The organism is Aeromicrobium sp. (assembly GCF_032084975.1).
In the GTDB taxonomy this organism is placed as follows: Bacteria; Actinomycetota; Actinomycetes; order Propionibacteriales; family Nocardioidaceae; genus Aeromicrobium.
The window spans coordinates 72,897-92,038 of record NZ_DAMDLR010000004.1 but is presented as its reverse complement, the minus strand read 5'-3'; the positions used below and the strand labels follow the sequence as shown (position 1 = coordinate 92,038).

Here is a 19,142-nt window from a genome sequence, read left to right as displayed (position 1 = left end):
GCGATCGGCCGACGGCTCGGTCGCCGACCATCTCGACCGGGGCCGGGCCGGCGTCCAGCGCGTGCCCGGCAAGCACGGCGCCCACCCGACCGCCGTCGAGGGCGTCTTCGTCTCGATCGATGACACCCCCGGCGAGCTCTCCCGCCTGTTCGCCGACATCGGCGACGCGGGGGTCAACATCGAGGACATGCGCATCGACCACGAGCTCGGCCGAATGGTCGGCGTGGTCGAGGTCGTCGTCCGCGTCGGCGTCGCCGACGACCTGCACACCGCACTGACCGAACGCGGCTGGGCCGCGTTCCGCTGAGGAGACCTTCGTGACCCACGTCATCGCCATCGACGGGCCCTCGGGCTCGGGCAAGTCCAGCACCTCGCGCGGGGTGGCCTCCACGCTGGGGTACGCCTACCTCGACACGGGCGCGATGTACCGCGCGATGACGTGGGCGATGCTGCAGCGCGGCGTCGACGTGCACGACGCGGAGGCGGTCGCCTCCGCCTCGGCCGAGGTCGTGCTGGCCTCGGGCACCGACCCGCAGCATCCGACCATCGAGGCCGACGGAGTCGACGTCTCCGAGCCGATCCGCGGCGACGAGGTCACGGGTGCGGTCAGTCCCGTCGCGACCGTCCCGGAGGTGCGCCGGCAGCTGGTCGACCTGCAGCGCAAGCTGATCGCCGAGGCCGTGGGCGGCATCGTCGTGGAGGGCCGCGACATCGGAACGGTCGTCGCTCCCGACGCCTCCCTGAAGGTCTACCTCGTCGCCGATCCCGTCGCCCGTGCACGCCGCCGGGCGCTCGAGTTGGGCGTCGAGGACGCCGAGGCGATGCGCGAGGCGCTGGCCCGCCGCGACGCGATCGACTCGAACCGCAAGACCGCTCCGCTGGCCCAGGCCGAGGACGCGATCGTCGTCGACGGCACGGACATGACGCTCGACGAGGTCATCGACCGCATCGTCGCCCTCGCGCAGCGCTGACACGGGTTGGAGTGCGGGCGCCACGTCTGGCAGAATGGGTGATTGCGTCCGGAATCGGTGGGCCCTCTCTCCCGCCGCGCCCGGCCCTCGACGATGACCGGCATGCCCCACACGCCGGGTCGGACTCACCCACAGATCGATACATCAAGGAGACACCACACTCGTGGCAGTCAAGATTCGCCTCAAGCGGATGGGCAAGATCCGCACGCCTTTCTACCGCATCGTCGTCGCCGACAGCCGCACCAAGCGTGACGGCCGCGTGATCGAGGAGATCGGCACGTACAACCCCAAGACGGAGCCGTCGACGATCCACGTCGACAGCGAGCGCGCGCAGTACTGGCTCGGCGTCGGCGCCCAGCCGACCGAGTCCGTCGCGGCGATCCTCAAGCTCACCGGTGACATCGGTGGCCAGAGCACCCTCAAGCAGCCCGAGCCCAAGGCCGACAAGGCCGAGGCGTTCCAGGCCGCCCTGAAGGAGCTGCACGCCGAGCCCAAGAAGTCCGCCACCACCAAGTCCAAGAAGGACAAGGCCCAGGACAAGGCTGACGAGACGCCCGCCGAGGAGCCCAAGGCCGAGGAGACCCCGGCCGAGGAGCCCAAGGCTGACGACGCCAAGGCTGACGACGCGAAGGCTGACGAGGCCTGATCGTGGCCGCTCCCATGCAGGAGGTCGTCGAGCACCTCGTCGCCGGCATCGTCGAACATCCCGACGAGGTCACGGTCCGCACCAAGCAGACCCGCCAGGGCGAGCTGTTCGAGGTTCGCGTGAACCCGAACGACCTCGGCAAGGTCATCGGCCGCCAGGGTCGTACGGCCACGGCGATCCGCACCGTCGCGTCGGCCATCGCCGGACGCGGCGGCGCGCGGATCGACTTCGTGGACGTCGACCGTCGCCGCTGATCTGATGCGTGTCGTCGTCGGCCGTATCGGCCGTGCCCATGGCATCCGTGGCGACCTCTCCGTCGATCCCAGGACCGACGAGCCCGAACGGCGCTTCGCGCCGGGCTCGTCGGTCCTGTGTCGTGACGGGGTGCTGACGATCGCGGCCGCCCGCGAGCACTCGGGCAAGCTGCTCGTGACGTTCGCCGAGGTCCCGGACCGCACCGCCGCCGAGCAGTTGCACGGCGCGCTGCTCGAGATCGAGATCGATCCCGACGAGGTCCCCGACGAGGACGACGCCTTCTACGACCACCAGCTCGAAGGGCTGAAGGTCATGGTCGACGGCACCGAGCGCGGCACCGTGCTCGAGGTGCTGCACCTGCCCGCCCACGACTCGCTGCTGCTCGCCGTCGACGGCCGCCGCGTCCAGGTCCCGTTCGTCGAGGCGCTCGTGCCCGAGGTCGACCTCGAGTCCGGCACCGTGACGGTGGCCGACCGGCCGGGCCTGCTGAACCCCGAAGAAGCCGACGAGGTCCGCTAGTGCGCATCGACGCGCTGTCGATCTTCCCCGACTACTTCGCTCCGCTGGACCTGTCGCTGCCGGGCAAGGCGCGACGCTCCGGCCTCATCGACTTCCGCGCGCACGACCTGCGCGACTGGACCCACGACCGTCACCGCACGGTCGACGACACTCCCTACGGCGGCGGCGCGGGCATGGTCATGCGCCCCGAGCCGTGGGGTGAGGCGCTCGACGCCGTCTGCTCCGACACCGCCGTCGTGATCGTGCCGACGCCCTCGGGCAAGCCCTTCGTGCACGAGGACGCCGTGCGCCTGTCGCGTGCCGAGCACCTCGTGTTCGCGTGCGGTCGGTACGAGGGCATCGACCAGCGCGTCCTCGACCACGCCGCCGACCGGTGGCAGGTCCGGGAGATCTCGCTGGGCGACTTCGTGGTCAACGGGGGAGAGGTCGCCGCACTCGCGATCATCGAGGCCGTCGTGCGGCTGCTCCCGGGCTTCATGGGCAACCCCGAGTCGCTCACCGAGGAGTCCCACGCCGACGGGCTGCTCGAGTACCCCGTCTACACCAAGCCGGCGCAGTGGCGCGGGCTCGACGTCCCGGACGTGCTGCTCTCGGGCGACCACGGGCGGATCGCCACGTGGCGTCGCGAGCAGTCGCAGCTGCGAACGCAGCAGCGTCGCCCCGATTTAACGGGCGACGACCTCAGGTAACACGCTCGTAACGGCTGGGGTGCCGCCGCGTAATCGCGGCTGAGCAGTATCGGTGACGCGCCGCGGCAAGGGAGCCCGGGCGCTTCCCACCGTTACCTATGCGAAGAGGTTGATATGGAACCCGGGACGATCTGGCTGCTGATCTGCGCAGCCCTTGTTCTCTTCATGACGCCGGGCCTGGCGTTCTTCTACGGCGGCCTCGTCAAGGCCCAGAGCGTCATCTCGATGATGATGCTGAGCTTCGGCGCCATGGGCCTGGTCTTCGTGCTGTGGATCCTCTACGGGTCCAACATGACGGCCATCGGCGACGGCGACTGGATCTCGGGCTGGCTCGGCAACCCGTTCGCCGACTTCGCGATGCAGGACATGGCCACGGGTGACGGCGCGTCCTCGCTGGCCGGTGTCGCCTTCGCGGGCACCTTCGCCGTCATCACGACGGCCCTGATCTCAGGCGCGGTGGCCGACCGTGCCCGCTTCTTCCCCTGGATGCTCTTCGCCGGCCTGTGGGCGACGATCGTCTACTTCCCATCGCAGGGCTGGGTCTGGGGCCTCGACGCCGAGGGCGAGCTCTCCGGCTGGATCGGCAAGCTGACGATCGGTGACGCCGCCCCGATCGACTGGGCGGGTGGCACGGTCGTGCACATCAGTGCCGGTGCCGCGGCCCTCGCCCTGGCGCTCGTCCTGGGCAAGCGTGCCGCGGGCTTCAGCAAGGAGTCCGCCGAGCCGCACAACGTGCCGCTCGTCCTGATCGGCGCCGCGATCCTGTGGTTCGGCTGGTTCGGCTTCAACACCGGCGCGGCCACCGACGGCAACACGGGCGCGCTGATCTTCCTCAACACGATCGCCGCCCCCGCTGCCGGAGTCATCGGATACATCGTCGTCGAGCACTTCAAGGACGGGAAGCCTACCGCCGTCGGTGCCGCCTCGGGCATCGTCGCGGGCCTCGTGGCCATCACGCCGGCCTGCGCCAACCTGACGCCGTTCTGGGCGATCGTCCTGGGCCTCGTGGCCGGTGCGGTCTGCTGCTTCGCGATCGACCTCAAGTACAAGCTGGGCTACGACGACTCGCTCGACGTGGTCGGCCTGCACCTGGTCGCCGGCCTGCTCGGCTGCCTGTACCTGGGCTTCTTCGCCACGGACACGGGCCTGTTCACCGGCGGTGACCTGGACCAGCTGATCGCCCAGATCATCCCGACGGTCGCCGTCGCGGTGTTCTCCTTCGCGGTGGCCTTCGGCCTCGGCAAGGCGATCGACGCCACGGTGGGCTTCCGCGTGACCGAGGAGGAGGAGGTCGCCGGACTGGACAACGTCCTGCACGGCGGCGCCGCCTACAAGTTCGACTGACCGAGCGCCAAGCACCGCCCCGTCCCCGATTTCCTCGGGGGCGGGGCGTTGTGTCATCATTGGCTGTTGGTGCCGGACGACTCTGCCATGAGGGAGTCCCGAACAGCGCCACCCGAAACTTCCAGCAACACCGACATCCGCAGGTGACTCGTGGCACCGGCGAGGAGACCATCATGACGAACGTCATCGACCAGATCGCCGCCCAGAGCAAGCGCGACGACATCCCCGAGTTCCGTGCGGGCGACACCCTCAAGGTGCACGTCAACATCGTCGAGGGCAACCGCTCGCGTGTCCAGATGTTCCAGGGCGTCTGCATCAAGGTGCAGGGCTCGGGCATCGGCCGCACCTTCACCGTCCGCAAGGTGAGCTTCGGCGTCGGCGTCGAGCGTACGTTCCCGGTCCACTCGCCCGTGATCGACAAGATCGAGGTCGCCACCCGTGGCGACGTCCGTCGCGCGAAGCTGTACTACCTGCGCAGCCTGCGCGGCAAGGCCGCCAAGATCAAGGAGAAGCGCGACATCTGATCGCCCCTCCTCGACGCCCCCGCTCCGGATCCGGAGCGGGGGCGTCGTCGTCCACCGCTAGGCTCTGCGCGTGACCGACGAGCGCCGCACGCGAAGGCGTCGCCTGCCGTGGTGGCTCGACGTCCCGGTGGGGCTCGCGGTGGCCCTCGCCATCGCCCTCGTGGTGACCACGTTCGTCGCGCAGGCCTTCGTCATCCCGTCGGGGTCGATGACGCCCACGCTCGTGAAGGGCGACCGGATCGTCGTGCAGAAATGGTCCGGTTCGCCCGAGCGCGGGGACATCGTGGTGTTCCGGGACCCGGGCGGGTGGCTCGACCAACCCACCGATCCCACGCCGGTGGTCCGTGCCCTGCAGGTCGTCGGCCTGTCGCCCGAGGGCGGGCACCTGGTCAAGCGGGTGATCGGCGTCGCGGGCGACGAGGTGCGCTGCTGCGACGCCCGGGGGCGCACCCTGGTCAACGGCACCGCGCTCGACGAGCCGTACCTGGCCGACCCGGCGGCCAACGGCGTGCCGACGTTCCAGGCGACGGTCCCGCGGGGGCGCGTGTGGGTGCAGGGCGACAATCGGGGCGACTCCGAGGACTCGCGACTGCAGATGGACAGCCCCAGCGGCGGCTTCGTCCCGGTCGACCTCGTGGTCGGTCGGGTGTGGGCCCGGATCTGGCCGCTCGACCGTTTCGGAGCCCCGGAGTCGACCGTGGCGTTCGAGGACGTGCCGGCCCCCGGTCGCGACTGAGTCCTGCGTCGATGGACGGGGGCGAGGGGCTAGGCTCTTCGGGTGTCCGAGGAGAAGCGCCAGTTGCCGTTGTGGCAGGAGTCCATTCTTCTCGTGGCGACGGCCCTCGTCCTGGCCCTCATCGTCAAGACGTTCTTCTTCCAGGCCTTCTACATCCCGTCGGACTCGATGGTCCCGACGATGGTCAAGGACGACAAGCTCCTCGTGCAGAAGTGGTCGTACTGGGGCGGCGGGCCCGAGCGGGGCGACATCGTCGTGTTCCGCGACCCCGGGAACTGGCTGGGAGCCGACGAGTCCGACGACGGTGGCAACCCGGTGCAGGGCGCACTCGAGCTCGTGGGGCTCTTCCCGTCCGGTGACCACCTCATCAAGCGCGTGATCGGCACCGGCGGCGACACCGTCAAGTGCTGCGACGACCAGGGCCGCACGACCGTCAACGGCGCGTCCGTGGACGAGCCCTACCTCAACGACCAGGACGTGAACTCCGACCAGACCTTCGAGGTCGAGGTCCCGAAGGGCTACCTGTGGGTGCAGGGCGACAACCGCGGCAACTCGGCCGACTCGCGCGCCCACCTGGGACAGCCCGGCGGCGGGTTCATCGCCGAGGACGATGTCGTGGGCAAGGCGTGGCTGCGGGTCTGGCCGGTCGGTCGATTCGGCTTGATCCCGGGCACCGACGCGTTCGACGAGGTGCCATGAGCACCGCGCCGTCGCTGCGGATCGAGCGCCGGCTCCTGCGGGAGGGGCGCACGGCCCTCGCCTGCGCCGACGAGGTCGGACGCGGCGCGCTGTGCGGACCGGTCACGATCGGCATGGTCCTGGTGACCGAGCAGACCCGCACCGCACCGCAGGGGGTGCGCGACAGCAAGCTGCTGACGCCGGCCGCGCGTGAGGCGCTCGTGCCGAAGATCCGTCGCTGGGCGCCGGTCCACGGCGTGGGCCACGCGAGCCCGGCCGAGATCGACCAGTACGGGATCATCGCCGCCATGCGGCTGGCCGGCCACCGGGCACTGGCCCAACTGTCCGTGCGACCCGACGCGGTCCTGCTGGACGGCAACCACGACTACCTGAGCGTGCCCGAGCAGTCCGCGCTGTTCGGCCCACCGGGCCTGTCGGACGACGTCCCGGCGGTCACGACGATGATCAAGGCCGACATGCGCTGCGCCGCCGTCGCGGCGGCCAGCATCCTGGCCAAGACGACGCGCGACGCGATGATGGTCGACCTGGCGAAGGAGCATCCCCAGTACGGCTGGGAGCTCAACAAGGGCTACTCGGCGCCTGAGCACATCGCGGCGCTGGCCGAGCACGGTCCGTGCGACCATCACCGTCGCTCGTGGTCGCTGCCGGGCTGCGAACCGCGGGGCGACGCGGCGGTTACGATGGCCGACACGACGACGCGTGAGGTGGTGGCCGGGTGAGCGCCGAGGACCTGGAGCGGTACGAGAACGAGATGGAGCTCGCGCTCTACCGTGAGTACCGCGACGTCGTCTCGATCTTCAAGTACGTCGTCGAGACCGATCGGCGGCTGTACCTGTGCAACGCGGTCGACGTGAAGGTGCGCTCCGAGTCCGGTGACGCGTACTTCGAAGTCACGATGGCGGATGCGTGGGTGTGGGACATCTACCGCCCGGCGCGCTTCGCGAAGAACGTCAAGGTGCTGACGTTCAAGGACGTCAACGTCGAGGAGCTGCAGGACTCCGACGTCAAGCTCCCCGACTGAGCCTCGCCCGATGTCCACACCCACCGCGCCCGCCGACGGAGTGCGGGTGTTCGGCCACGTCCTGGTCAACACCCTCGTCGCGAACGTCACCACGAGCTTCCTGTGGTTCGCGCTGACCTTCTGGGTCTACCTCGAGACGCGCTCGGTGCTCGCGACCGGAGTGGTCGGCGGCGCCTACATGCTGATGTTGGCGTTCTTCGCGATGCTCTTCGGCACGATCGTCGACCGTCATCGCAAGCGCGACGTGCTGGTCGGCTCGAGCGTCGTGACGATGGCGTCGTTCGCGCTCGCGGGCCTGCTGTACGTCGTGGTCGGGCCCGGTGCGATCGTCCACATGTCGGGGCCGTGGTTCTGGCTGTTCGCCGGCATCGTCCTGTTCGGCTCCGTCGTCGAGAGCATGCGCAACATCGCGCTCTCGACACTCGTGACGCTGTTGATCCCCGACGGCAGGCGCGACCGCGCGAACGGCCTGGTGGGGACGGTCCAGGGGTTGGCGTTCATCGTCACGAGCGTGTTCAGTGGCTTGGCGATCGGCCAGCTGGGGATGGGCTGGACGCTCGTCATCGCGAACGTCCTCACGGTCTGCACGATGCTGCACCTGTTCTTCGTGCACGTGCCCGAGGAGCGTCCGGAGGCCGTGGGGGAGTCTGCTCCGAGGGTCGACGTCCGCGGCGCGCTGACGGCCATCGGGCTGGTGCCCGGCCTGTTCGCGCTCATCATCTTCACGACGTTCAACAACCTGATCTCGGGCGTCTTCATGGCGCTGATGGATCCGTACGGCCTGACGCTGTTCAGCGTGGAGTGGTGGGGGATCGTCTTCGGCATCGGCTCGACCGGGTTCATCCTCGGCGGCCTCATCATCGCGCGGTGGGGCCTGGGCTCGAATCCGGTGCGGACGATGCTGTGGGTCGTCGTCGCGATGGGCATCCTGAACGCGACGTTCACGATCCGCGAGTGGGAGTGGCTGTGCGTGCTCGGCATCTGGCTGTTCCTGCTGATGATCCCCGCGGTCGAGGCCGCCGAGCAGACCGTCATCCAGCGGGTCGTGCCGTTCGCCAGCCAGGGGCGGGTGTTCGGCTTCGCGCAGGCCTTCGAGTCGGCCGCAGCCCCGGTGACGGCGTTCCTGATCGCGCCGATCGCCGAGTTCTGGGTGATTCCGTACCTGGACTCGGACGCCGGTGCCGACCAGTGGGCGTGGCTCGTCGGTCGCGGGGACGCGCGCGGCATCGCGCTCGTGTTCTTCTTCGCGGGGATGATCATGGTCTTCGCTGCGCTGGCGGTGTTCGGGACCCGCTCGTACCGGCTGCTCTCGGACCAGTACCGGTCATCGGCGCCCGATCCGGCGGCTGCACAGGACCCCGGATTTGGGTCGACCGAAACCGTCCGGTAATGTTGCTCTTGCAACGCGGGGTGGAGCAGTTCGGTAGCTCGCTGGGCTCATAACCCAGAGGTCGCAGGTTCAAATCCTGCCCCCGCTACGAAGAAAGTCCAGGTCAACCACAGGTTGACCTGGACTTTTGCTTTGGGGGCAAACATGCGATCCCATCGTTTACCCATCACATTGACTGGGTCCGGCAGGCCGAGATCGACGCCGGCGCTCGACCCGGCACCACCTCGGCGGAGGCCGAGCGGATCGCGCTCCGCCAGGCCAGACCGACATCTCATTCTCGTGGCCGCTGGCTTGGATACCGCGTCCAGCAGGATGCGTTGGAATGGGCAACGATGGGAAGCGTCGGGAAAGGTCCCGATTTCTTCCACGGGTCGCAGGTTCAAATCCTGCCCTCGCTATCGACACGATCAGGCCCGGCATCCAACAGATTTCCGGGCCTGGTCGTTCTCGGGACTCGATCGACTGCACGTTTCGAATTCCAGCCCGATGCACGACAGTGCGAACTATCGCGGCGTCGCCCCAGTCACGTGCTCTGCGTTTCGCTCTCCCTGATCAAGAAGGGCCACGCCGATGAGCACCATGACGAGCATTCCGCTGACCAGTAGGGCAGGGACAGGGAGGCTGCCGGAGAGGAGCCCGACCGCCACGCAGATGAGACCTGCGATCAGTCGGGTGTGGCCGACACGACGGGACGCACGCAGTTGTAGAGCGAATTGCGCGAGAAGGAACAGAGCTGGTCCCGCGACGACGGTCGTCAGTTCGGCGCGGTCCAGCCGGTCCCATGGGTGGGCGATCACGAGCTCGTCACCCACGGCCGTCAGGAGAATCGCGGCCACGATCAGGACGTGACCGTACGTGTAGATGTCCCTCGCCCGACTCGTGCGACTCGCTTCACCGGCGAGGGAACGCTCGCTGAGCTCGCGGGTAGAGATGAAGTACAGCCACCACAGGGCCGCGGTTCCGGCAAAGGAGCTGACGAACGCGGCGACGGTTCCGGTGTTCAATTCAAGCTTGGCGGCGGCGGACCCCGTCAGGATGATCGTCTCGCCGAGTGCAGCGATCACGAAGAGCCCGAATCGCTCGGCGAAATGGCCGGTGGCGAGGCGCCAGGAGCCTGCAGCCAGCCTCGGCCGCCCGGGGAGCGGGAACAGAACGAGGGGGGCTGTGTAATCGAGGGCGAGCGCCATGAGCCAGAACCAGGCCCTGGGTGCCCCCTCGACCAGCCCGCCACCGATCCAGAACACGCCGGCCATGAGGAACCACACGAGAATGCGTCCTGCTTGCCCTCGTTCGATGCTCCCACGGCCGGCCGCCACGAACGCGAGGAAAGCATGGCGACCCACCTGGATGGCGAGATAGGCCACGGCGAAGAGCAGTCCGCGGTCGTCGAAAGCGTGCGGGATCGCGATGGCCATCAGCAGACTGCCGAACATCAGCGCGAACAGCAGGAGGCGGACGGGATTGGTCTCCGGGTTGAGCTCATTCGTGGCCCACGTCGTGTAGTTCCAGGACCACCACACTGCCAGCAGGACGATCGTCGCCTGGCCTGCTCCTGCCCAGGTGAGGTGTCCCAGAAGGAGATGCGATACCTGAGTGATCGAGAAGACGAACACCAAGTCGTAGAAGAGCTCCAAGGTCGCGGCGCGTTGAGTCTCAGCACCACCACGACGCCGGAGCCGTCTGCTCACTACACCGGAGTCCCAGCCCGATCGATCACGGTTCCAACAGGCTCCTCGGGACCGAGTGGCGGCGACTGCTCGTGGCAGCTCGAGCGGTTCCTCACGGTTGAGCTGAGTCACGGGATCTCCATTCGGTGACGTGTGGAAGGCGTGGGCGCGGCCCGCGCTTCGGGTCGCGGACCGCGTCCATCGGGTGCGGTGACTTGAGAGAACTGCCTTCAGGTGAGCGACGGCGGCGGGAAGAACGCCAACTGTGCCTCCATTGCGCGGAGTGGGAAGCGGTGATCTGCGCACGGTCCTCCTCGCTCGTCGTGTACTGGTCCCAGAACAACTTCATGCCGTCGAGGGCGAGGAAGCATCCCTCCTTGGACGGGTGCGATCCTGTTCGAGGCGAGGGCGCCCGCCGCGAACTGGGAATGAGGATTCCTCGGAGCCCGAGCCGCCCGCTCACCACGGCACGGTTCCTTCTCGATCGGTCACGGTTCCGGTGGGCGTCGCCGGACCGAGCGTGGCGACTCGTACGGCCGCCTCGGCCCCTTCTGCGACGCTGTGCCCGACATGACCCGTGAAGTCCGTTGCGGTCTGCCCGGGGTCGACCGCGTTGAAGCGGACGTCCGGGATCGTCTTCGCGTACTGCGTGGTGAGCATCGTCACCGCGCTCTTGGACGAGCCGTAGGCGGCGAGTGGGTACCGAGACTCCACCCGGGCAGGATCCTGCGTCAACGCGAATGAGCCCATGCCGCTGGTGACGTTGACCACCGAGGGATTGCTACCTGCTCGAAGCAGCGGGAGGAATGCGTGCGTGACCCGGACGAGTCCGAACACGTTGGTCTCGTAGACATCGCGCAGGTGGTCCGCTGTCATGTGCTCCGGTGCCGTGACCTCGCCGAGGATTCCGGCGTTGTTGATGAGGACATCGAGGTGCCCGACGCGTTCGTGCAGCGTGGCCACGGCAGCGTCGACGGACCCGTCGTCCGTCACGTCCAACTGCACGAAGCGGGCGCCGAGCCGGTCGGCCGCGTCCTGCCCGCTGACCGCATCGCGACCGCCGATCCAGACGTTCTGGCCGACGTCGATGAGACGGCGCGCGATCTCGCGGCCGATCCCGCGGTTCGCGCCGGTGATGAGAGTTGTTGTCATGTGGTCCATCCTCGAAATCGTCGGGGCTCCTCTGTGCGGACCGTCGGTCCCCGCAGATAAGTTACAAGCAGTCGCTGTAACGCAACTAGCCCGAAAGTAGCACCCCCGTTTCGTTACAGTCAAGACGTGTAAACTAACCCGTGGAGTCGAGCAACGGAGGGGTCGAATGTCTGGGGCAAGTACCGGAGAAGGGGCGCCCAGCGGCGCCGGGGGACGGCCACGCGATCCGGCCATCGAAGAGGCGATCATCGAATCGACCCGCATACTGCTCGCAACCAAGGGTTACTCGTCGATGACCATTGGCGACATCGTCGCGGACGCCGGGGTGACCCGCCCGACGTTGTACCGACGATGGGCGAACAAGTACGAGTTGGTGGTGGACGCGCTGCAGCACGGCTTGCGCAAACAACGCGAGGCCTACCCGCCTCTGGACCTTCAGAAGTTGGCGCCGCGGGAAGCGATGGTGGAGGCGGTGCGCCGGCTGGATCCGCGCTATCACAATCCGCGCGCCATGACCTTGCACGGCAACTTTATGGCCGAGGCGGAGCGTGAGCCGGGCCTCCTCCAGCAGATGCGGGAGCACGGGAACCAGCCGCGGTGCGAGGAGCTCGCCGAGGTGCTGCGCGACCTGCAGCGCCGGGGCGCAGTACGTGAGGACGTGGACCTTGACATGATCGTGAGTCTGGCGTTCGGCAGCTACTTCGCCGACTTCAACCGGTACGGACGTGCCGTGCCGACCGACTTCGCCGACCGACTCGTGGCCACCCTGTGGCCGGTTTTGGCCACACCGGACGGGAAAGGTCTCGTCTGACCGAACGGCGTCTCAGGCGTCGACCGTTCGCCGACGTGCCAGCTCTGCCTTCGCGAGCGCGTTCTTGTGCACCTCGTCAGGTCCGTCCGCGAACCGTAGCGTCCGGATGTAGGCGTACGCATTGGCAAGCGGGAAGTCTTGCGAGAGCCCTGCGGCGCCGTGCACTTGCATGGCCTTGTCCAGGATCCACTGGACGGTCGTCGGGGTGGCGATCTTGATGGCCTGGATCTCGGTGTGGGCCCCGCGGTTTCCCACCGTGTCCATCAGCCACGCGGTCTTCAGCACGAGGAGGCGCAGCTGCTCGACCCGCACGCGCGACTCGGCGATCCACTCGCGCACCACGCCCTGCTCCGAGAGCGGCTTGCCGAAGGCAACCCGGCCGTCCGCACGGTCGCACATCAGCTCGATCGCCCTCTCGGCGACACCGATGGCGCGCATGCAGTGATGGATGCGTCCCGGGCCCAGGCGTGCCTGCGCGATCGCGAATCCAGCCCCCTCCTCGGCGATCAGGTTCGTGGCGGGTACGCGCACGTCGGTGAACGACAGCTCGGCGTGACCGCCGTGGTCGTTGTCGCGATAGCCCAGGACCTGCATGCCTCGGTGCACCTCGACGCCCGGTGTGTCCCGCTCCACCAGGACCATGGACTGTTGCCGATGGCGACTGGCGTTCGTGTCCGTCTTGCCCATGACGATGAAGATCCGGGCGTTCGGGTTCATCGCGCCGGTGATCCACCACTTGCGCCCGTTGATGACGTAGTCGTCTCCGTCGCGTTCGATGCTGGTGGCGATGTTGGTCGCATCGGAGGAGGCCACCGCGGGCTCCGTCATCGCAAAGGACGAGCGGATGCGTCCGTCGAGCAACGGCGTGAGCCACGTGGCCTTCTGCTCGGGCGTGCCGAACAGGTTCAGGACCTCCATGTTCCCCGTGTCCGGGGCGGCGCAGTTGAACGTCGGCGGCCCGAGGTGCGGACTGCGTCCCATGATCTCGGCTAGGGGAGCGTATTGCAGGTTGGTCAGTTCGGCACCGTTCACTCCGGGCAGGAAGAGGTTCCACAGCCCTTGGGACCGGGCTCGCGCGCGGAGGTCGTGCAGGATCGGGACCGCGTCCCACGCCCACGGATCGTCGAGCTCGGCCAACTGGTCCTCGAAGACGTGCTCGGCCGGCAGGACATGCTCCTGCATGAACGCTTCGAGAGCAGCGCTGAGCTCTTGGGTGGTGGTGTCGGGTTCGAAGTTCATGACTGATCATCCTGGGAAGAGAGGGGAAGGAACCGAGGTGCGCGGAAGGGCGCGCGCGGGGTCAATGAGGAGAGTCGCGGTCGTGGACGGACCGCAAGGTCGCTCTCGTCGGACGCGGTGTCGGTGCTCACGCCGAGGCGACCTTCTCGGGTCCCGCGTCCGAGGACGCGCTCTCCTGGCGAACCTGAGCCGCGATGTCCGCGCTCATCTGCTTCTTGTCGAACTTGCCGACCCCAGTGCGGGGGAGCCGCTCGACCCACTCGAGGCGCTCCGGCCACTTGAACTTGGCCAGGCCGTGCGACTGGAGGTGGTCCTGCACCATCGACATGGTCAGCGGCGTGTCCACGGCCACGACGAACGCGCAGGCCCGTTCGCCGAGCCGGGCATCGGGCATCGGGACGACGGCCGCCTCCTCGATCCCCGGATGCTCGATCAGCAGGGCCTCGACCTCGGCGGCGCTCACCTTCTCCCCGCCGCGGTTGATGAGGTCCTTGATCCGTCCTTCGATCGCGAGATACGGCCGGCCGTCGTGCATCTGGACTACCACCAGGTCGCCGGTGCGGAAGAAGCCGTCCGATGTGAAGGCGGTGGCGTTGACGTCAGGGGCGCCGTAGTAGCCGTGGAGGGTGTACGGGCCTCGACAGACGAGCTCCCCGATTGATCCTGGTGCGACCTCCTCCTCCGAGGTCGGCTCGAGGACCTTGTACTCGTCCAGCGGCGACAGGGGCGTCCCGATGGTGTGCAGCCGAGCGAGTCGGGGCGAGTTCAGCGCCGTCACCGTGAAGAATCCCTCGCCCATGCCGAACAGCTGTCCGGCCCACGCGCCGTTGCCCTCGATGGCGTCGAAGATCTCCTCGGGGATCTTGCCTCCGGACAGGATCACTCGCCGCAGGCTGCGGGTGGCCCGGGCGAACTCCGGTCGCCCGACGGCCGCGAACATGAAGGGCGCGATCATGATGTCCGTCGCCTGCTCGGCCTCGACGAGGCGCAGGATGTCGTCGGTGTTCGCGCTGCCGAGCACGGCGCACCCGCCGACGGCGTGGGACGCGTGCAGGGTGCACACGGTCCCGGCGTTGTGGACGACGGGGGTGGGACAGTACATCCGCGTGGTCTCGTCCCACCCGAGATACTCGGCGTAGGCGCGTGCGTTGTACCAGTACTCGGCGTGAAGCCGAGGAATGATCTTCGGGACGCCCGTCGTCCCGCCGGAGAGCTGGAACACGGCGACGTCGTCGGGATCGATGTGTGCCTGCCTCGCGTCCACGGCCGAGCGTGCCTGTGAGGGGGAGGCGCCTTCGGTCAGGTCCTCGATCCGCCACTCGCCGGGAGACGTGGACGCTCCCGTGGGGGATCCGATCGTGAGGACATGCCGCAGCGTCTCGTGCTCGTCCCGGGCGCGGTGGGCGAAGGCGACGAGGTCGAAGCTGCCGCCCGCGCGGACGTCGACGACGTGCGCCACCGCGCGCACCTTGCGGCTGATCGGACCGATCTCGTGCTCGCGGTGCGCGGGAAGCGTGCAGACCGGGACGAGGCCCGCCTTGAGGAGCCCGTACCAGGTGACGACCGTGCCGACGGAGTTGCCGACCTGCAGCAGGACGGACCCGCCGGCCTCGAGCCCCAGGTCCATCAACGCGCACGCGAGACGGTCGGCCTGCTCGTCGAGCTGGCGGTACGTCAGCCGGCCATCCGGTGTGACGACAGCGTCTCGGTCGGGGAAGGCGTCGGCGGTGGCCCGGAGCTCATCGGCCACGGTGCGTTCGGACCACAGCCCGCGCGCGCGGTAGCTCTCGACGAGCTCGGGAGGGTACGGCGTAACGGCGGACGCCACGTCCTCGGACCCGGTGGAGCGCGGGCTCGGATTCGACATGCGAGGTCCCTTCGTAGTTGAACGTGAGCGTCACTTTATCGACACAAGTTTCAATGTCAAGCAGGTCTTGTCTTAAAGGGCAATCTGCGAACGTTCATCTGCGGGAGTCAAAGTATTGACGTACATGTTAAATTCAAGGGACCAATGCGACGAGAGGACTAGATCATGAAGTTGCGATCCGTGGCCGTTCTGGGCGGTGGCCCGGGCGGGCTGTACGCAGCCCGGCTGCTCAAGCTGCAGTATCCGGAGTGTGAGGTCGTGGTCCATGAGCAGACCGCGCCGCAGGCGACGTTCGGGTTCGGAGTCGGCCTCGCCGGCCGCACGCAGCGCAATCTGCGCGAAGCAGATCCGTCGTCCCTGGAGTCGATCGTCGATGCCGCCTGGCCTCATGACTCCGGCATGGCAGTGGGCGAGCGGCGGGTCGTGCTGCCGGGGGACAACCTGATCGCCATCAATCGTGCGGTGCTGCTGGAGGTGCTCAGGGGCCACGCCGAGGACATTGGCGTGATCGTGCGTTCCGGATCCCGCGTGGACGTCGAGGACCTGGAAGCCGATCTCGTGATCGCCGCGGACGGCGTGAGCAGTGCGACGAGACAGCGGTGGGCCGAGGACTTCGGTGCGGAGGTGGCGACCCACGACAGCCTCTACCTGTGGTGCGGCACGGACTTCGCGCTGCCGAGCGCGGTGTTCCGTCCGGTCGAGACCGAGTACGGGACGTTCGTCGCGCACGCCTATCCGTACCAAGGTGACCGCAGCACGTTCCTGATCGAGACGGACCGCGAGACCTGGTCGCGAGCAGGCTTCGATCGGAGCACCGACGAGACGCCGTGGGACGAGAGTGACCAGCACTCGCTGGCGTACCTGGCCAAGGCCTTCGACGAGGAGCTCCACGGACATCCGCTCATCGGGAACCGGACTCGCTGGTCGCAGTTCAGGACGGTCTCGTGCGCACGATGGCATCGCGGGAATGTCGTACTCCTCGGCGATGCCGTGCATACCGCGCACTATTCCATCGGGTCGGGCACGAAACTCGCCATGGAGGACGCGATCGCGCTCGTCCGTGAGCTGGTGCGCGGTGAGGACCTCGAGTCGGCGCTCGTGGCCTACCAGGACGCGCGCCGCCCGGCGGTCGAGCACCTCCAGGACACCGCGCGCCGGAGCATGCTGTGGTGGGACTCGTTCCCGTGGCGTCTCGACCTGAGTGTCGAGCAGCTCCTGATGTCCTACATGACGCGGGCCGGCAAGGTGTCGATCGAGCGCTTCAACAGCATGGCTCCCGAGGTCGTCGGCCAGGCCCTCGCCGCGTACGCGGGCGTCGACCGGGTTCAGGTGCCGGCGAGCGGGCTGGAGGACTGGGTCCTGTCGCGACCGCTGGTCCGGGACGGGGCGGGATGGACGCAGCGGTTGGTCGATCCCCGGGATCTGCCTGCGCCGTTCCGCGTCGACGTGGATGACGCATGGTCCCTGGACGCGGACCGAGTCGTGACCGCCTTGGCCACGGCACCGACGCTCGCCGGCGCTCCGACCGTTCTCGGGTGTGCGCGCGACGGCGGCGCGGTGCTGACGATGTTCGACGTGGCCGAGCGACTGCGCAGGGATCACGAGGTGGTCGTGGCGGCGGTGCTGCCCGAGGAGTTCAAGGACCTGGCCGCCGGGGCGCTCGCGAGCGAGCGTGTGGACCTGGTCGCGTGGTGCACGTGAGCAGTCCGGCGCCGGTAGGCGCTTCACAGCCGCTGTTCGCCGAGGACCTGCCGGTCGCCGAGGTCGTGGACCTCGGCACCTACGTCGTCAGCGTCGACGAGATCGTCGACTTCGCGCTGCAGTGGGACCCGCAGCCCTTCCACGTGGACGTCGCAGCAGCTTCCGACGGCTACTTCGGTGAGGTCATCGCCGCAGGGGTGCACGCGGTCGCGATCTTCCAGCGCCTGGCGGTCATCGGGGCGTATCGGCACTGGGCGGTCGTGGCCGGCCGGCAGGTCCAGCTGAGCATGCCCGCCCCCTTGCGTCCAGCCGTCCCCGTGCGCGGGGAGCTGGCCGTCCGGGAGGTCGTCGAGACGCACCCCGATCGGTCCCTCGTGACGGTGGACGGGCGCCTCCTGCAAGACGGCACGGACGTCCTGATCGCTCGCGTCGACCTGTACGTGCGGCGTCGCCACGTCGGTGAACCGATGCGCCAGGACAAATTGTCACAGACGTAAAGTTATGGACAAATCTGTAGAAGTTCAATAATGTGAGTGGCGTCACATTCCCGAGTTCGCTGGAGCGCTAGATGACACGTCCCTTCCACGTCCGTCCCGGACGCGTGCCTCGATCAGTCCTCGTCCTGTCGTTCCTGGCTCTCGTTCTCGAGGGCTATGACCTGACGATGTACGGCACGGTCGTTCCCGACCTGCTGGCTCAGCCGGGATGGAACGTCACCCCCGACACCGCCGGACACATCGCTTCGATGGCCGTGGTGGGCATGCTGATCGGCGCCTTCCTCGCCGCCGTGCTGACGCATCGGATCGCGCGACGGAACCTGCTCGTCGCGGGGGTGACCACCTTCTCCGTCGGCATGGCCCTGTGTTCGATCGCAGGGTCCGCGCAACAGCTCGGTGCCCTGCGCTTCGTCGTGGGCCTCGGTGTTGGCGTGCTGATGCCCACGGTGGCAGCGACGCTGGTCGAGTTCGCCCCCGTGGGCAAACGGGCGCTCCACACGGCAATCGGGTTCGCCGGCGTCGGCGTCGGCGGCTGCCTCGCCGGCCTGCTCGGCTCGCAGATCGTCCCCGAGCACGGGTTCCGGCCGATGTTCGTCATCGGCGCCGCACCGGCCCTCGTCGTCGTCCCGCTCCTCGTGCGATTCATGCCGCCGTCGATCGGACAGCTCGCGGAGCAGGGGCGGTTCGAGGAAGCGTCGGCGCTCGCCGCCCGCTTCGGTGCCAGTGCCCCCGACGGCGCCTCCCGCGATGAGCGCCCGCGCACCTCGTTGAACGACATCAGGACGCTGCTCGACGCGCGCCATGCGCCGGCGATGGTCCTGTTCAGTGCCGCGACGTTCCTGTGCCTGATGCTGATGTACGGCGCGGCTGCCTGGCTGCCGACCCTGATGATCTCGGCCGGTTACGGCGTGAAGTCCTCGTTGGCCTTCCTGCTCGTCCTGAACGTCGGAGCGACGATCGGCGGACTCCTGGCCTCGCCGGTCGCCGACAGGGCGGGCTTCAAGCCGGTGGTGGTGTCGGGCTTCCTTGCGGCGGCCGTGTCCCTCGTCCTGCTGCCGCACACCTCCGAAGGTCTCGTCGTGATCGCATTGATCGCACTGGTCGGCGCCGGCAGCACCGGCACCCAGGTCCTGATGAACGCCTTCGTCGGCAGCTACTTCCCCGGCAGCCTGCGGGGGTCCGCGCTGGGACTCGCTCTCGGCGTGGGACGAGTGGGCGGCATCGTCGGTCCGATGTACGGTGCGATGCTGATCAGCGACCACACGCCGACCGAGCAGTTCTACGGCTGGGCCATTCCCGGGATCATCGGCGCAGGGCTCATCGCGCTCGTCCCGCTCACGCGTTCCGCCGACAGCCGGGCGACCCCGATGGACGAAGGGGACCACGCGGTGAGCGAGGCTCGCTAGGGTGGTGC

The 19,142-nt window shown here is 68.3% G+C and carries 20 protein-coding genes, 1 tRNA gene and 1 pseudogene; 18 read left to right on the top strand and 4 right to left on the bottom strand.

Going from position 1 to position 19,142, the window contains the following annotated elements; translation table 11 throughout:
* The 14 genes and pseudogenes from RT323_RS02080 to RT323_RS02015 form a co-directional block, all read left to right on the top strand.
* Positions 1–307: pseudogene (locus RT323_RS02080) on the top strand (prephenate dehydrogenase); the annotation flags it as partial.
* Between the two features lie 10 nt (positions 308–317).
* A complete protein-coding gene (gene cmk, locus RT323_RS02075) occupies positions 318–971 on the top strand; it encodes a (d)CMP kinase (RefSeq protein WP_313404569.1) in 654 nt (217 codons plus the stop codon).
* A 163-nt stretch (positions 972–1,134) separates the two neighbouring features.
* Positions 1,135–1,617 carry a 30S ribosomal protein S16 gene (rpsP, locus tag RT323_RS02070; protein ID WP_313404567.1) on the top strand — a complete coding sequence of 161 codons (483 nt, stop codon included), beginning with the start codon at positions 1,135–1,137 and terminating at the stop codon, positions 1,615–1,617.
* Positions 1,618–1,631: 14 nt separating this feature from the next.
* Positions 1,632–1,871 (top strand): RNA-binding protein, encoded by a 240-nt coding sequence (locus RT323_RS02065; RefSeq protein WP_313404571.1) that lies wholly within the window; start codon positions 1,632–1,634, stop codon positions 1,869–1,871.
* Positions 1,872–1,875: 4 nt separating this feature from the next.
* Positions 1,876–2,391, top strand: a complete 516-nt coding sequence (gene rimM, locus RT323_RS02060) for a ribosome maturation factor RimM (protein ID WP_313404565.1) — start codon at positions 1,876–1,878, stop codon at positions 2,389–2,391.
* Complete coding sequence (gene trmD / locus RT323_RS02055) at positions 2,391–3,080, top strand: tRNA (guanosine(37)-N1)-methyltransferase TrmD (protein ID WP_313404563.1); 690 nt, start codon at positions 2,391–2,393, stop codon at positions 3,078–3,080. Before rimM ends, trmD begins: the two co-directional genes overlap by 1 nt.
* Before the next feature lie 114 nt (positions 3,081–3,194).
* Complete coding sequence (locus tag RT323_RS02050) at positions 3,195–4,424, top strand: ammonium transporter (RefSeq protein WP_313404562.1); 1,230 nt, start codon at positions 3,195–3,197, stop codon at positions 4,422–4,424.
* A gap of 173 nt (positions 4,425–4,597) precedes the next feature.
* Positions 4,598–4,948 carry a 50S ribosomal protein L19 gene (rplS, locus tag RT323_RS02045; RefSeq protein ID WP_313404561.1) on the top strand — a complete coding sequence of 117 codons (351 nt, stop codon included), beginning with the start codon at positions 4,598–4,600 and terminating at the stop codon, positions 4,946–4,948.
* Between the two features lie 70 nt (positions 4,949–5,018).
* A complete protein-coding gene (lepB, locus tag RT323_RS02040; RefSeq protein WP_313404560.1) occupies positions 5,019–5,684 on the top strand; it encodes a signal peptidase I in 666 nt (221 codons plus the stop codon).
* 42 nt (positions 5,685–5,726) lie between these two features.
* On the top strand, positions 5,727–6,383 hold the full coding sequence (lepB, locus tag RT323_RS02035) for a signal peptidase I (RefSeq protein ID WP_313404559.1): 657 nt from the start codon (positions 5,727–5,729) through the stop codon (positions 6,381–6,383).
* Positions 6,380–7,102, top strand: a complete 723-nt coding sequence (locus RT323_RS02030) for a ribonuclease HII (RefSeq protein ID WP_313404557.1) — start codon at positions 6,380–6,382, stop codon at positions 7,100–7,102. Before lepB (RT323_RS02035) ends, RT323_RS02030 begins: the two co-directional genes overlap by 4 nt.
* Positions 7,099–7,404 (top strand): DUF2469 domain-containing protein, encoded by a 306-nt coding sequence (locus tag RT323_RS02025; protein ID WP_313404556.1) that lies wholly within the window; start codon positions 7,099–7,101, stop codon positions 7,402–7,404. The genes RT323_RS02030 and RT323_RS02025 overlap by 4 nt, the downstream gene beginning before the upstream one ends.
* Before the next feature lie 10 nt (positions 7,405–7,414).
* Positions 7,415–8,794, top strand: coding sequence for an MFS transporter (locus RT323_RS02020; RefSeq protein ID WP_313404555.1), 1,380 nt, complete (start codon positions 7,415–7,417; stop codon positions 8,792–8,794).
* A gap of 14 nt (positions 8,795–8,808) precedes the next feature.
* Positions 8,809–8,882 (top strand) — tRNA-Met (locus RT323_RS02015).
* A gap of 415 nt (positions 8,883–9,297) precedes the next feature.
* Here the strand turns inward: RT323_RS02015 and RT323_RS02010 are convergent.
* Both RT323_RS02010 and RT323_RS02005 read right to left on the bottom strand, forming a co-directional pair.
* A complete protein-coding gene (locus RT323_RS02010) occupies positions 9,298–10,428 on the bottom strand; it encodes a low temperature requirement protein A (RefSeq protein WP_313404553.1) in 1,131 nt (376 codons plus the stop codon).
* Between the two features lie 492 nt (positions 10,429–10,920).
* A complete protein-coding gene (locus tag RT323_RS02005) occupies positions 10,921–11,613 on the bottom strand; it encodes an SDR family NAD(P)-dependent oxidoreductase (protein WP_313404551.1) in 693 nt (230 codons plus the stop codon).
* 166 nt (positions 11,614–11,779) lie between these two features.
* On the opposite strand from RT323_RS02005, the gene RT323_RS02000 reads away from it, so the two are divergent.
* Positions 11,780–12,424: a TetR/AcrR family transcriptional regulator gene (locus RT323_RS02000; RefSeq protein WP_313404549.1), complete on the top strand. Its 645-nt coding sequence runs from the start codon at positions 11,780–11,782 to the stop codon at positions 12,422–12,424.
* A gap of 12 nt (positions 12,425–12,436) precedes the next feature.
* Here the strand turns inward: RT323_RS02000 and RT323_RS01995 are convergent, their stop codons facing one another.
* Together RT323_RS01995 and RT323_RS01990 are read right to left on the bottom strand one after the other, a co-directional pair.
* Positions 12,437–13,663, bottom strand: coding sequence for an acyl-CoA dehydrogenase family protein (locus RT323_RS01995; RefSeq protein ID WP_313404547.1), 1,227 nt, complete (start codon positions 13,661–13,663; stop codon positions 12,437–12,439).
* 127 nt (positions 13,664–13,790) lie between these two features.
* Positions 13,791–15,530 carry an AMP-binding protein gene (locus tag RT323_RS01990; RefSeq protein ID WP_313404545.1) on the bottom strand — a complete coding sequence of 580 codons (1,740 nt, stop codon included), beginning with the start codon at positions 15,528–15,530 and terminating at the stop codon, positions 13,791–13,793.
* Positions 15,531–15,695: 165 nt separating this feature from the next.
* On the opposite strand from RT323_RS01990, the gene RT323_RS01985 reads away from it, so the two are divergent.
* The 3 genes from RT323_RS01985 to RT323_RS01975 all read left to right on the top strand — a co-directional run bounded on the left by RT323_RS01985 (position 15,696) and on the right by RT323_RS01975 (position 19,134).
* Positions 15,696–17,231 carry an FAD-dependent monooxygenase gene (locus RT323_RS01985; protein WP_313404543.1) on the top strand — a complete coding sequence of 512 codons (1,536 nt, stop codon included), beginning with the start codon at positions 15,696–15,698 and terminating at the stop codon, positions 17,229–17,231.
* Positions 17,228–17,728, top strand: coding sequence for a MaoC/PaaZ C-terminal domain-containing protein (locus RT323_RS01980; protein WP_313404541.1), 501 nt, complete (start codon positions 17,228–17,230; stop codon positions 17,726–17,728). The genes RT323_RS01985 and RT323_RS01980 overlap by 4 nt, the downstream gene beginning before the upstream one ends.
* Positions 17,729–17,799: 71 nt before the next feature.
* Entirely contained in the window at positions 17,800–19,134 is a 1,335-nt protein-coding gene (locus RT323_RS01975) for an MFS transporter (protein ID WP_313404539.1), read from the top strand.
* Positions 19,135–19,142 lie beyond the last annotated feature (8 nt).

Coding starts and splice junctions, on each gene's coding strand:
- RT323_RS01975 (WP_313404539.1), top strand. CDS start 17,800: ATGACACGTCCCTTCCACGTCCGTCCCGGACGCGTGCCTCGATCAGTC.
- RT323_RS02005 (WP_313404551.1), bottom strand. CDS start 11,613: ATGACAACAACTCTCATCACCGGCGCGAACCGCGGGATCGGCCGCGAG.
- RT323_RS02030 (WP_313404557.1), top strand. CDS start 6,380: ATGAGCACCGCGCCGTCGCTGCGGATCGAGCGCCGGCTCCTGCGGGAG.
- RT323_RS01995 (WP_313404547.1), bottom strand. CDS start 13,663: ATGAACTTCGAACCCGACACCACCACCCAAGAGCTCAGCGCTGCTCTC.
- rplS (WP_313404561.1), top strand. CDS start 4,598: ATGACGAACGTCATCGACCAGATCGCCGCCCAGAGCAAGCGCGACGAC.
- RT323_RS02020 (WP_313404555.1), top strand. CDS start 7,415: ATGTCCACACCCACCGCGCCCGCCGACGGAGTGCGGGTGTTCGGCCAC.
- RT323_RS02050 (WP_313404562.1), top strand. CDS start 3,195: ATGGAACCCGGGACGATCTGGCTGCTGATCTGCGCAGCCCTTGTTCTC.
- rimM (WP_313404565.1), top strand. CDS start 1,876: ATGCGTGTCGTCGTCGGCCGTATCGGCCGTGCCCATGGCATCCGTGGC.
- RT323_RS02065 (WP_313404571.1), top strand. CDS start 1,632: ATGCAGGAGGTCGTCGAGCACCTCGTCGCCGGCATCGTCGAACATCCC.
- RT323_RS01990 (WP_313404545.1), bottom strand. CDS start 15,530: ATGTCGAATCCGAGCCCGCGCTCCACCGGGTCCGAGGACGTGGCGTCC.
- RT323_RS02000 (WP_313404549.1), top strand. CDS start 11,780: ATGTCTGGGGCAAGTACCGGAGAAGGGGCGCCCAGCGGCGCCGGGGGA.
- RT323_RS01985 (WP_313404543.1), top strand. CDS start 15,696: ATGAAGTTGCGATCCGTGGCCGTTCTGGGCGGTGGCCCGGGCGGGCTG.